The 12,833-nt window shown below is 59.7% G+C and carries 7 protein-coding genes and 4 pseudogenes; 4 read left to right on the top strand and 7 right to left on the bottom strand.

Annotation, left to right across the window (positions count from 1 at the left end; translation table 11 throughout):
* Positions 1 to 152: 152 nt before the first annotated feature.
* Positions 153 to 422: pseudogene (locus LB543_RS33175) on the bottom strand (transposase); the annotation flags it as partial.
* Positions 423 to 514: 92 nt separating this feature from the next.
* Positions 515 to 599, bottom strand: a pseudogene (gene traD, locus LB543_RS33170) (conjugal transfer protein TraD); the annotation flags it as partial.
* Positions 600 to 1,109: 510 nt separating this feature from the next.
* Here traD and LB543_RS33165 point away from each other — a divergent pair.
* The 3 genes from LB543_RS33165 (at position 1,110) to LB543_RS33155 (ending at position 6,784) form a co-directional block, all read left to right on the top strand.
* Positions 1,110 to 2,441, top strand: coding sequence for a UDP-glucose dehydrogenase family protein (locus tag LB543_RS33165; protein ID WP_140813099.1), 1,332 nt, complete (start codon positions 1,110 to 1,112; stop codon positions 2,439 to 2,441).
* Between the two features lie 1,036 nt (positions 2,442 to 3,477).
* Complete coding sequence (locus tag LB543_RS33160) at positions 3,478 to 4,557, top strand: glycosyltransferase family 4 protein (protein ID WP_140764190.1); 1,080 nt, start codon at positions 3,478 to 3,480, stop codon at positions 4,555 to 4,557.
* A 16-nt stretch (positions 4,558 to 4,573) separates the two neighbouring features.
* The gene (locus tag LB543_RS33155) at positions 4,574 to 6,784 is read left to right on the top strand and encodes an amylo-alpha-1,6-glucosidase (protein ID WP_140764193.1); all 2,211 of its coding nucleotides are present in this window, start codon (positions 4,574 to 4,576) and stop codon (positions 6,782 to 6,784) included.
* A gap of 44 nt (positions 6,785 to 6,828) precedes the next feature.
* On the opposite strand, the pseudogene LB543_RS33150 reads toward LB543_RS33155, so the two are convergent.
* Positions 6,829 to 6,947: pseudogene (locus LB543_RS33150) on the bottom strand (Hsp20/alpha crystallin family protein); the annotation flags it as partial.
* Positions 6,948 to 7,013: 66 nt separating this feature from the next.
* Positions 7,014 to 7,433: pseudogene (locus LB543_RS33145) on the bottom strand (Hsp20 family protein); the annotation flags it as partial.
* Between LB543_RS33145 and LB543_RS33140 the strand changes: the two are divergent.
* The gene (locus LB543_RS33140) at positions 7,323 to 7,970 is read left to right on the top strand and encodes a Ku protein (RefSeq protein WP_224617286.1); all 648 of its coding nucleotides are present in this window, start codon (positions 7,323 to 7,325) and stop codon (positions 7,968 to 7,970) included. The pseudogene LB543_RS33145 and the gene LB543_RS33140 overlap by 111 nt on opposite strands.
* A 308-nt stretch (positions 7,971 to 8,278) precedes the next feature.
* On the opposite strand, the gene LB543_RS33135 is transcribed toward LB543_RS33140, so the two are convergent.
* From LB543_RS33135 to LB543_RS33125, 3 genes are all read right to left on the bottom strand, one after another.
* Positions 8,279 to 10,060, bottom strand: coding sequence for a thiamine pyrophosphate-requiring protein (locus LB543_RS33135; protein WP_140764196.1), 1,782 nt, complete (start codon positions 10,058 to 10,060; stop codon positions 8,279 to 8,281).
* A 26-nt stretch (positions 10,061 to 10,086) separates the two neighbouring features.
* The gene (locus tag LB543_RS33130) at positions 10,087 to 11,124 is read right to left on the bottom strand and encodes an SDR family oxidoreductase (RefSeq protein WP_140764199.1); all 1,038 of its coding nucleotides are present in this window, start codon (positions 11,122 to 11,124) and stop codon (positions 10,087 to 10,089) included.
* Positions 11,125 to 11,933: 809 nt separating this feature from the next.
* Positions 11,934 to 12,485: a hypothetical protein gene (locus LB543_RS33125; protein ID WP_224617285.1), complete on the bottom strand. Its 552-nt coding sequence runs from the start codon at positions 12,483 to 12,485 to the stop codon at positions 11,934 to 11,936.
* Positions 12,486 to 12,833: the final 348 nt, after the last annotated feature.

The raw sequence follows: 12,833 nt of genomic DNA, 5'->3' as shown, positions 1-12,833 counted from the left end.
GTGCTCTCCAGTCCGCGAAGGCATCTCAGCTGCCCGTTCCGTCAAGAGTTTCAACTATGTCAGGCTGCTCACATACCCACGGTCTGATCAGGTTCCAGGTGAAGGAAGGCTGCGAGCAAAACGGCCTATCAACCGGCAGCCAGCAGGAGCGGTCATGTCGGCACCGCCAGAAGCTTCGGCAACCGCACCAGATTGTAGGCCGCGGCAGCGAAGGTTGAGGCCCACCCGACGCGGTCACGACCGCGCAACTTCGTCTTCTCCTGCCCGGCGACCGTCTTGATCCAGCCGAACGCCTCTTCGATCCGCTTGCGGATGCGCTGGCTGACGCCATTGCCGCCGTGCCGGGTCGTGCGGCGATCGATAGCGGAACGGCGCCCGTTCGTGTTTTGCGCCACGTGCGGCGTCACCTTCATCGAGCGCAGTAGCCAATCTGCCATCGCTAGTCCGCGAAGCTCTCTTGCTGCTGAAAAAATAGGGTCATTGATGACGCTTTGCGGCGTCTTTCGTTTTATTGAGACCAGCGCGCCGGCCAGTTCGTCGGTGCGGAGTTGTTCGGCGCCGGTGGCGATCACCAGTTCGCCAAGCTGCGGGGCCAGGCGAGGGCTTGGCTATCCAGAGAAGGTGATTCTGTTCGAGAAGCACTTGGCGTCATCCCAAGCCGCGCGTGTGGCGGCCCGACAGTCCGGGTTTGGGTGGGTTGGACCGCCGGGCGTGACCGGCGGGCTAGGCCCTAAGTAGGGCGCCGGGTAGCGTCGACATATCACTCGTGCCGCGCCCTGCGAACGAAGGATGTCGAAGCCGTAGAGTTGGCTATTTTTTCATGGGTCATCCATAATGAATAAGGGCCTTCTCACCCATCTGGCGATTCTCATTCCATGGTGCACGAAGCCGTCGACCGTTGCTCCGCAGACGTATTCGAGAGGCACTAGCCCTTGCGTTTGGGTTAGATACTGCATGCCAAGCAAGTCGGTTTCATCGCTGTGGATCGGGGGTGCGAGTTCGGGCTTCCGGATAAGATCATGCCGAACTGACTAGGCCGGTCCGGCCACCGGGACATCTGAACCGACCAGGCCTATTCGCGGCCTAGTCCTGCACAGAAAGAGATCCGAATGAACTTGACGGTGTTTGGAATTGGCTATGTCGGCCTCGTACAGGCGGCGGTGCTTGCCGAAGTTGGCCACCAGGTTGTCTGCGTCGATATCGACGCAAGCAAGGTGGAGCGGCTCAACCAGGGCTTTGTCCCGATCTTCGAGCCAGGCCTTGAAAGCATCGTCAGGGAGAATCACGCCGCTGGCCGCATCAAGTTCACCACCGATGCGGCGGCTGCCGTCAGGCATGGCGAAATCCAGATGATCGCGGTCGGCACGCCGCCCGGCGAGGACGGTTCGGCCGACCTCAAATATGTGCTGGCGGTCGCCGAGACCATCGGCCGCGAGATGGATACCGCCAAGATCGTCGTCGGCAAGTCGACAGTGCCGGTCGGCACCTGCGAAAAGGTGAAGGCCAGGATCGCCGAGACGCTGAAGAAGCGCGGGCGCGAGGATTTGAGCTTCGACGTCGCCTCCAATCCAGAATTCCTCAAGGAGGGCTCCGCCGTCGCCGACTGCATGAAGCCGGATCGCATCATCGTCGGCACCGACAGCGAGGACACCGAGGCGGTGATGCGCGAACTCTACGCGCCCTTCAACCGCAACCACGAGAAGATGATCGTGATGGACGTGCGCAGCGCCGAATTCACGAAATACGCCGCCAATTGCATGCTGGCGACCAAGATCAGCTTCATGAACGAGATGGCGAACCTTGCCGAGCAGCTCGGCGCGGACATCGAGGAGGTGCGCAAAGGCATCGGCAGCGATCCGCGCATCGGCTACCATTTCATCTATCCGGGTCTCGGCTATGGCGGCTCGTGCTTTCCCAAGGATGTCCGTGCCCTGATCAAGACCGCCGAGGGCGTCAAGTTCGACGCCAAGCTGCTGCGCGCCGTCGAGGAGCGCAACAATGACCAGAAATCCGTCCTGTTCGACAAGGTGCACCGCTATTTCAAGGGCAACCTCGAGGGCAAGACCTTCGCGCTGTGGGGCTTGGCCTTCAAGCCCAACACCGACGACATGCGCGAGGCGCCCGCGCGTGTCCTGATGGAAGCGCTCTGGAACGCCGGCGCGACCGTGCAGGCCTATGACCCCGAGGCCATGCAGGAATGCCAGGCCATCTACGGGCTGCGCGACGACCTGATGCTGTGCGGCACCAAGGAAGCGGCATTGCGCGGCGCCGATGCGCTGCTGATCGCCACCGAATGGAAGAGTTTCCGCGCACCGTCCTTCGATGCACTGAAGGATGCACTGACCACGCCGGTCATCTTCGATGGCCGCAACCTCTACGATCCCAAGGTCGTGGCGCGCCACGGCATCGAATATCACTCGATCGGCAGAATGGCGGCATGACGCGACGATTGGAGTTCGGCACCTGCGACGGCCGCGTTGACATGGAGGAAATCCAGTCCTTCTTTCATGGATCTGGCAATCGGGAGTAGGATTAATCTTGGGCGTCGGCCGGTTACCACTCAGTCAGCCAAGCCTGGACAGGCCCGACGAGACCTCTCCTAAGCACTCGGGCGGCAAGGGGCGGCCCGTCAAGGCTTCGATCATTGCGGTACGTAGGCGTAAACGAATTGGCCCTCCTCTAGGAGGTAGTGGGCTTTTTCAGGAAAAGCCGCGCTCGACTTGAACTAACCCCCGAACGGTTGGACATAACCTTCGGGGCCGAGCGCGGCTCCAACCTCGGCGTGTTACGGGCGAGCACCGGCCGGCGAGCGCGATGCTGAAGGCGTTTTTGCTGTGCTATCTCGCGTGCTCTATGTGCAGACCGGCTTCACCGCACTGGTCGATGCTCGTTCGAAACTGGACGAGCGCTTGCCACGCTGGCTGCTCATGTGTCACGACCGCATCCTTCACGACGATTTTTTATATTATCCACGAGTTCATGGTGGTCATGTTGAGCGTTCGTCGGCCGGGCGTTGCCGCTTCCCGCACCTGCGGCTGGCCGGATCCGGGCCATCGAATGGGCTCAGGAAGTCATTCAACGTCGTCTGGTCTTGAATGATCTGCCGGGTCGTGATGGCAACCACGGCCGGCAATTCTGGCGCACGATTGCGGTGAAGTCACTTGGGACCTTTGCCGTGGCCGGAGCAAAGCCGCAGGCGAGAGCATCAGAATTCCCGCAAGCAAGGTCACGCACACTCGCTTCGTTGAACTCACGGACATGCCAGAACCTCCATGATAGATCCTCCTGGTCAGAACCGCACATCCGCGTGGGAAGCTCGGCCAGTGCTCCCGACCGATCGTCATCTGCGAGCATCTGTCCGCCGGCAAGACAGGCTCGCTCAGCGCCGGAACAATCTGGATTCTGCGGTGTTAGGTTCCCCGAAAAGCCGGAAGTGGGTGCACCGAATCGGGTGAACGACACAAATGGACTGGATCGATGAGGGTTGCCCAAGTCGCACCGTTAACAGAAAGCGTTCCCCCAAAATTCTATGGTGGTACCGAGCGGATCGTGTCGTACCTTGCCGAGGAGCTTGTCCGTCGCGGTCATGAGGTCACGCTTTTCGCAAGTGGAGATTCGCACACCTCGGCGGAGCTGATAAAATGCTGCGACCGGGCCTTGAGACTTGATCCGACTGTCCTCGATCCCGTTCCACATCACATCATAATGCTCGATCGCGTTCGACGGGTTGCCGACGAGTTCGACGTCATTCATTTTCACACTGATCTGCTGCAGTTCCAACTGCTCAATACCATCCAAACTCCTGCGCTCACGACGCTGCATGGGCGTCTTGATCTTCCTGACCTGCATCCGTTCTATCAAAGCTTTCCCGACGTGCCGCTCGTGTCGATATCGGAAGAACAACGTCGCCCGATGCCGCCCGTCAACTGGCTCGGGACAGTCTATAATGGGCTACCGCGCGATCTACTGCCGATGACACCGGATCCCTCGGGCGATTATCTGGCGTTTCTCGGCCGTATTTCTCCGGAAAAAGGTCCGGAGACAGCGATCGAGATCGCCACGCGCGCTGGCATGACATTGAAGATCGCGGCCAAAATCGACAAGCAGGACAGGCTATTTTGGGAGAACGAAATCTCGCCCATGATCGCCACACATCCCAACGTGGAATTCCTCGGCGAAATAGATGAACATCATAAGGCTGATTTCCTTGGCAACGCCCGAGCATTGCTTTTTCCAATAAATTGGCCCGAGCCCTTTGGGTTGGTGATGATCGAAGCCATGGCATGCGGCACCCCCGTAATTGCGTTTGATCGAGGCGCGGTATCCGAGGTGATTGACCATGGGGTCTCGGGGTTTGTCGTAACAACTGTCGAGGAGGGAATTGAGGCGATAAGGTCGGCCGGCAATTTGGATCGGCGACGGATCCGGGCTGTTTTCGAAGAACGGTTCTCGGCCGAGCGTATGGCATTCGACTATGTGTCGATTTATAATCGTCTTGTCGCGCTATCATCAGGCGCTGCGATGGCTCGCGCCAGACGCGCTCAAGTGTCAGCTTGAAGTAGAGGTCTCAGCGATGCAATCCGTGAGTGCTGAAGCGATCTCCCATGCACCTTTTCCCGGGGGATCCGGCGTTACCCATCTTGCCCAGCTTTTCGTCCCCTCTCTGCAGGAGCGCCGGCCCCGAACACTCAAGCATGACGACATTTTCGGCGTCTTCGACCGTAACGGCGACGTCCTCTCTGGTCCTGGTAGCCCAGACGGGATTTACTATCGCGACACACGCTATCTTTCGCATCTTGGTCTGACGATCAATGGCGCCAGGCCTATGCTGCTCAGTTCGACATTGCGTGACGACAATGCCACCTTGACTTGCGATTTAACCAATCCAGACATTTTCGATGCCGAAGGCGTTCGCGTGCTGAAGCACGACTTAATTCATCTCCGGCGGTCCCGATTATTGTGGGGCGCCCGATGCTTCGAGCGGCTGGCTGTGCGAAATTTCGATGAATTTCCGCATCGTCTCCAGCTTGAACTGGTTTTCGCATCCGATTTTGCGGATCTTTTCGAGGTGCGGGGCACGCCGCGGCCTCAGCGAGGAGAGGATTGTCAACCGGACGTGGCCGGTAACCGGGTTACGCTCGCTTACATGGGCTTGGATGGCATGCGACGCGCTACCATTTTGTCCTTCGATCCCGTGCCGGCGACGCTCACCGGCGAACAGGCGAGGTTTGTGATCGAACTCGCACCTCACGAAACCCGTTCGCTTTTCGTCGATGTCGGCTGTGACCAGCGGGAAATCGGCGACCAGTCGCCTCGGCGCACCTTTTTCATTGCACTTCGCGATGCGCGGCGGGCGCTGCGTTATTCCACATCGAAGGCCGCCGCCATAACGACCTCCAACGAAATCTTTGATGAGGCGGTGCACCGAAGTGTGTCGGACCTCTACATGCTGATCACACAAACACCTGAGGGACCCTATCCCTATGCTGGCATTCCATGGTTCAGCACCGTGTTCGGGCGTGACGCTCTCATCACTGCCATGGAGATGCTTTGGCTCGACCCCTCGATAGCACGCGGCGTACTCCTTTATCTCGCAGCCAATCAGGCAACCGAGCTGGATCATGTGTCGGACGCGGAACCTGGGAAGATCCTTCACGAATTGCGGCGTGGCGAAATGGCGGTGCTTCGGGAGGTGCCGTTCCGCCGGTACTATGGCAGCGTCGACTCCACCCCCCTCTTTATCATGTTGGCAGGTGCTTATCTGGAGAGGACAAGCGATCTCGAAACATTGCAGCGTCTGATGCCCAATATCGAAGCTGCTCTCGCTTGGATCGGCGATTACGGTGACCGCGACAAGGACGGTTTCGTTGAGTACCAGCGATTGACGCCAGATGGTTTGGTAAACCAGGGTTGGAAGGACAGCAGCGATTCTGTTTTTCACGCAGACGGAACGCTCGCGAAGGGATCGATCGCACTCGCCGAGGTGCAGGCATACGTCTATGGAGCATGGTGCGCGGCCGCTGCCATCTCTCGTCGGCTCGGCAATTCGGCGCGAGCCAACAAGCTCGAAGCCAAGGCATCGGACCTCCGCGATCGCTTCGACGTCTGTTTTTTCGACGAGCAGCTCGGCACATATGTGCTTGCGCTCGACGGAGACAAGCGCCCCTGCAGGGTACGTTCGTCAAATGCCGGTCATGCACTTTTCACCGGTCTCGCGCGTGCCGAGCGAGCAAAGTCTGTGGTTCAGAGTCTCACGGAGCGCGCCTTTTTTACGGGCTGGGGTATCAGAACCATTGCTGCGACAGAGGCCCGCTACAATCCAATGAGCTATCATAATGGCTCTGTCTGGCCACATGACAACGCGTTGATCGCCGCCGGCTTCGCTCGCTATGGCTTCCGACACCAAGCTGCAAAGATATTCGAAGGTCTGTTCGCCGCTTCGACATATCTCGATCTGCGTCGCTTGCCAGAACTATTCTGCGGCTTCCCGCGCCAAAGTGCCCAAGCACCGACATTCTATCCGGTCGCATGCAATCCCCAGGCGTGGGCGGCCGCTGCGCCATTGCTTTTCGTGCAAGCTTGCCTCGGCCTCGAATTTGATCCGAATTCTCAGTTTGTCATTTTTGACGCCCCTGTCTTGCCGAGCTTCCTGGATCAAATCGTCCTGAGACGGCTTTCTCTGGGTGCCGGATCGGTGGACGTGGCGCTCCGTCGTACCGGCTCTCAGGTGGTCGTTGACGTTCTTGGCCGCACTGGATCGATCAGAGTCGTTGCGAAGAGCTGATCGACCGGCTTTTCGTCAGCCCTCCTCAACCGCTCAGAATTCCGGAACAGCCTGTTTACTTCTCGATGCATCGACAGGAACGGGTCGCGCTCACCGTCACGGAAAAGGCTGGCGGCCTGGTCGCCATTGTCGCGCCCCAAGGTATCAGATCACGGATACTCATGATTTTTCTCCTTTCGGCCGTTGGGTGTGAGGGTGCCAGGCAATGCCCGGCACCCTTGCGGAGATCTCAGGCGGCCTTCTTCTCGCCCTCGATCTGCTTCATCGCGCCCTTCGGCAGCGTCGTGTCGGCTGCGACCTCGATCTTGCGCGGCTTCATCTCTTCGGGAATCTCGCGCTTCAGATCGATTGTCAGCAGACCATTGACAAGGGCAGCGCCAACGACCTTGACGTGGTCGGCCAGTTCGAAGCGGCGCTGGAAGGCGCGCCCGGCGATGCCGCGATGCAGGTACTGACTTTTGTCATCGCCCTCGTCGTCGCCAGTCTTCTGACCAGATACCACGAGCATGTTCTGCTCCTGCGTGAGGGTCAGTTCGGCCTGCCAGAAGCCGGCCACCGCCATGGTGATGCGGTAATCGTCGTCGCTTGTCTTGGCGATGTTATAGGGAGGCCAGTTGTCGATCGTTTCGATGCGGCTGGTACGCTCGAGGTCGATTCATTCGTCGCAATCGAAGATGTCGACACCCGATATCTGGAAAAGCCTTACTACCTCATCCCGGCGGACGAAGCTTCCCTCGAAGCCTTTTCCATCCTACGCGACGCGATGGCGAACAAGCGGGTGGCTGCACGTTCTTGCGTGGTGCTCTACCAGCGCGGGCGCGAGGTGCTGATCCAACCCTTCCAAAACGGGATGCTGCTGACCGAATTGCGCACTCACAACGAGATGACGTCGGAAAAGACCGTGTTCAGTGGCTTGCAAAGCCCCAAATACGACGAAGACCTTCTTGAGATCGCCGGGCTGTTGATCGACAAGAAAGTCACCAAGTTCGATCCGTCGAAGTTCGAAGACACATACGAGGATGCGTTGATTGCGATGATCGACGCCAAGCGCAAAGGCAAAGCACCGCCCAAGCCGGCGCCGGCGCCAAAAGAGAACGTCATCGACCTAGCCTCAGTGCTTCACAAGAGCCTTGCCAAGGAAGGCATCAAGGGCGGCACCAAATCCAAGGGCCGAAAGTCGGCATAGTGATGCTGCGTAATCCCCTTTCCAGGTATTTGCTCTGTTGGGAACACTGACACGATCGAGAGAGCCGGAGTGACGAGAGGCGTCCACATCGCCCTGTTGTGAAAATTGCCGCGGTAATGCTCCATCGCGCTGTCAATCAGCACCGATGCGGCGATCATACCTGCCGCCCGGCTGAGATGCCGGGCAGCCGTGATCACCGCGCTCGGGGCGATCTCCTCCCGCCGCGATGAATGTGCCGGGACCGGCATGTTCACGACTGACTCGGGCTCAAGTGGATCGCGCCGCCGCTCACGTGTGCCGAACATGGCTCACTCGTTGCCCGGCAAAACGCCGGCCAGCATCTGCTTCGCGCTATTCTTGATGACGCTGGCGAGTTCGGGCTCGTCAGCCATCATCGTCATGAAATTCTTGGCATCCTTGAGGGTGATGTGCGGCGGCAGCGGCGGCACGTTCGGATCGGCCTTCATGTTCATGATGACAGGGCGATCGGAAGCCAGCGCCTCGTCCCATGCCGCACCGATCTGTTCGGGATCATCGCAGTAGATGCCCTTGAATCCGAGCAGTTCGGCATACTTGTGATAGGCAAAGTCGGGGATTGTCTGGGTTAGCGGCGTCTTGCCATCGCCAAGTTGCACGCGCTCCTCCCAGGTCACCTGGTTCAGGTCCTGGTTGTTGAGAACCATCACGACGAACCGCGGATCGGACCAGCTCCGCCAATATTTGCTCGCCGTGATCATCACGTTGAGCCCGTTCATCTGCATGGCGCCGTCGCCAATGAAGCCGATCACGGGCCGATCGGGATAGGCCATCTTGGCGGCGAGCGCATACGGCGTCGCGGCCCCCAACGAAGCGAGGCCTCCCGAAAGCGAACCCATCATGCCGCGCCTCATCCGGATGTCGCGCGCATACCAGTTAGCGACTGAACCTGAATCGCCTGTCATGATGACGTCGTCCGGAAGCCGCGCAGAAAGTTCGTGGAAAATGCGCTGGGGATTGACTGGATCGGCAGGCTCCATGGCGCGATCCTTGAGCGTCTCCCACCATTCAGAGACGTTTTTCTCGATCCCACGGCGCCAGGTCTCGTTCTTGTTCTGCTCGAGCAGCTGCAGGAGGGCGGCCATGGTCTGCTTGCTGTCGCCGATGAGGCTGTATTCCATTGGATAGCGCAGCGAGAGGTTGGCGCCGTCAATATCAATCTGGACGCCGCGCGCACTACCCGGCTTGGGCAGGAATTCGCTGTAAGGGAAGGCCGACCCCACCATCAAAAAAGTGTCGCACTGCTTCATCAGGTCCCAACTCGGCTTGGTGCCGAGCAGGCCGAGAGAACCGGTGACGAACGGCAGGTCGTCGGGCAATGCCGCCTTGCCAAGCAGTGCCTTAGCGACGCCGGCATTGAGTCGGTTGGCCACTGCCATGACCTCGTCGGTCGCATGCAGCGCGCCCGCACCGACCAGGATCGCGACCTTCTTGCCGCTGTTGAGGATCTCGGCCGCCTTCTTGATATCTTCGATGTCCGGGACCGTCGCGGCGCCGGGAAAACCGATGCCTGTGTGCGTAGCGCCATGAGCCATCGGCGCATCCTCGTATTCGAGCTCCTGCAGATCATTGGGAATGATGACGCAGGTGACCGCGCGCTTGGCCTGCGCGATCCGCACGGCGCGATCGATGCAGGTGCGAACCTGCGTGGGAACCACTGCGGTCACCACATACTCGGTGACGTCGGCGAAGAGGTTCTGCAGATCGACCTCCTGCTGGTAATTCGCGCCCAATGCCGAACGCGCCTGCTGTCCGACGATCGCGACAACCGGCACGTGATCCATCTTGGCATCGTAAAGGCCGTTCAGGAGATGAATGGCGCCCGGCCCCGAGGTTGCAAAGCAGAGGCCTACCTGCCCCGTGAACTTGGCATGCGCCGAAGCCATGAAGGCAGCCATTTCCTCGTGGCGGACCTGAACGTAATCCATATAACTCTTGGCCTTTTCGAGAGCGACGTCCAGCCCGCCAACGCCATCGCCGGGATATCCATAGACCCGCGACAGGCGCCACTCGTTGAGGCGCTTCCAGACGAATTCTGCAACATTCTGAGACATGGGATCTTCCTCGGCGGATAAAGTCGTCAGCGGCCTCCCCGTCCTGTCCTGGGCCTATCCGAGTTATGCTTCCAAGCATCCAGGCGTTTCGCGGCCCGAAGCGCCACGACAGCCAGTCCAATCGCGGTGACCGCGATGACCGATGCCTTGTGGCGATCCGTAAACATTTCCCAGCTTCGGTCGCGTGACTGGGCGTCAAAGCGGCCGTGCGCCGAATAGTCACCCGACACCGGCTTGAACAGGTTCGCTGGAGCGTTCGGAGCGGTAGGGCGATCGGCAAGTTGTCCGCAATAGCCAGCCTTGGCGAGATAGCGGTCGATCAACCCCGGCGCGATGCGGTTGGCGAGGATCGCCTTGACTGTCGACCAGCCAACCCAGACGTCACGTCGCTTGTGCGTGGCGGCGAAGAAAATCGCGCGTGCCGGCACTTCGGGTTCGAAGATCGGGGCGACCGGCTTGGCCTTGCGACCCATCTTGTTGAGCGCCCAGTCGAATTGCGGCGTATTCACCGCAGGCAGGTCGACCATCGTCAGGTGTACATCGAGCTTGTCGTGGATGATCTCGGAACGCAGACTGTCGGTAAACCCCCTGATCGCTGCTTTGGCGCCGCAGTAAACCGATTGCAGCGGCACGGAACGATAGGCCAGCGCCGACCCGACGTTGACGATGGTTCCGCGATTGCGCACGCGCATTCTCTTCAGCGCCGCCATCATACCATGTACCTGTCCGAGGTAAGTCACCTTGGTGCCGCGCTCGACCTCTTCGGCAGTCAGCTTGGCGACGGGGGAAAATATCGTCGCCATCGCGACATTGACCCAAATGTCGATTGGACCGAGCTCCGCTTCGACCCGATCCGCGGCCGCCTCAACCGCGGCAGGATCGGCGACATCCGTCGGAATCGGCAGCGCGTTTACGCCGTACCGCCGCACATCATTGGCTGCCCGCTCAAGCCGCGCGGCATCACGCGAAAGCAGGCCGACATCGAAGCCCTCTCGAGCAAACTCCTCGACGGTGGCGCGACCGACGCCCGCGCCGGCACCTGTGATCACCACCACCTTGGCCATACATCTTCTCCTGGATATGGCCATCTAACGACGGGTTCGGAGTGTTGTTCCGGGCCGAATGGCGAAAATGGGCCGCGGCGGAAACATTGGCGTCGTGCGCCGTTTAGGGATGGACAGCGCCGAGCGCCGCCTTGCCGCCGGGAGGATGGGTTGCTTGAACACTATCATTTGATCGCCATCGGCAGCTGCCTAGGCTGTGCTTCGTTCGATGCGCCCGCGCCAACCGGAAAGCGCCTGATCCTCGAACGATTACCTACCGGGCGAGGAGGCTGACTGGAGCGCGCAGGCTGCCTTGGTCGACGGCAGGTACCAAGTCCGCCCACGCGCAGGTAATCTACATCGATCCAATGCTGGCGAAAACACGACAATGTGAAGCTGGTGACCAATGCCGACGGCCAAGAGGAACCCTGCCTCCCTGCAAAATTGGCGCCCCCGGCCGGAATGGCTCGTTCTGGACCGCGCTCCTGGTTTGAGCACGCTGAAACCACCGGCAAAAGCCATGCCGTGTGCGCAATGGCGAAGGATGCACCTGCTCGGCGGGGGGGCGGAACGGAGGAGAGGGGACGGTTGTTCGGGTTGGAGCGGTGCCGGCACGTGGCAAAAGAAGTGCGGCGGGCCTGCGCCTAATCCTCGCCGTTCGCGGTTGACGTGAGGTATTCCTGAGCGGGGACGGGCCGCTTTCCCGAGGCCGCGCCAAGTCGCACGACAATTCGTTGCGCTAGCGCCACGGGACGTCCTTATCGCTGAAGGTGTTGAACTCGCCAGCAGATTGACCGTTCGATGACGTTCGCCGGGAATGGCGGGCTCAGCTATTTCTTCAACTGTCCACCAACGCGTGCGACGTAGCAACCCCCGTGAGCGAGAGCAGGACCTTCAATTTCGTTGCGGTCGATCTGCTGCACCTTGCCGCGGACTATCGCAAGCTCGGCCGGGACGTGGCCTGCCTCTTTTCTGGTCGCGGTGTCGACGGCAATCAGCCGCTTTAGTGATCGCAGAACCTCGCCGCGCGTCCAGCCGACCAAAAGCATGGAATCAACGAGTGCATGAAAGCCTGGTTGAATCGCCCCTTGGCATTCGATCCAACGATCGGGATGGTCTTCTGTTCGTCTCGGCGGATTGATGCTGCCTTGAGCACTGGAAATCTGGGGGCCGCCTTGTACATCCCCTGGAGAGTCTTTCATCTCGCCATCAGGCGCGAATTGCAGTCTCAGCATTTGCCATATCCAATAATATGTCGGTCTATCGCCGCCATTTGGGGCGACAGGCTTAGCCATAAAGTAGGTCTGTTCGTTGATCTTGATGATCTTGTGGGTCGCGGGGTTCACAACGACCGGGCGGCTGTCGGGCAGGATATTTGACATTGGGAACTTCATGAATTCCGACGGCGTCGGCCAGCGCAATGCCGGCGTTGACTTCGACCCCTCGGGTTTCTGAAGCAAGTGGATGCTTCATGGCACACTCGCAGGACACCTGTTTCCTGTTCATTTTTCTCCCAACAGCCCCGATCATCAATGTAGTCAGCGCGCTGCCAACTTTGGGAGAACGCAAATGTTCCAACGGTGGGGCTTCGGTCGGGCATGCGCTGGACCTAAGTCTGATCGAATTGCGCAGTGGTGGCTTAGGTGGGGCTTAGGTCGTGTCCCATCAAGTGGTGTAGCTGGCGGTTACGAAGCCGCTCGCGAGCGCGCCGTTAGTAGCGCTGTAGCGAG

The organism is Mesorhizobium sp. ESP7-2, from assembly GCF_020164715.1.
Taxonomy (GTDB): Bacteria; Pseudomonadota; Alphaproteobacteria; order Rhizobiales; family Rhizobiaceae; genus Mesorhizobium.
Note: the sequence above shows the minus strand (reverse complement) of the source record. Positions and strands in the feature narration are given on the sequence as shown.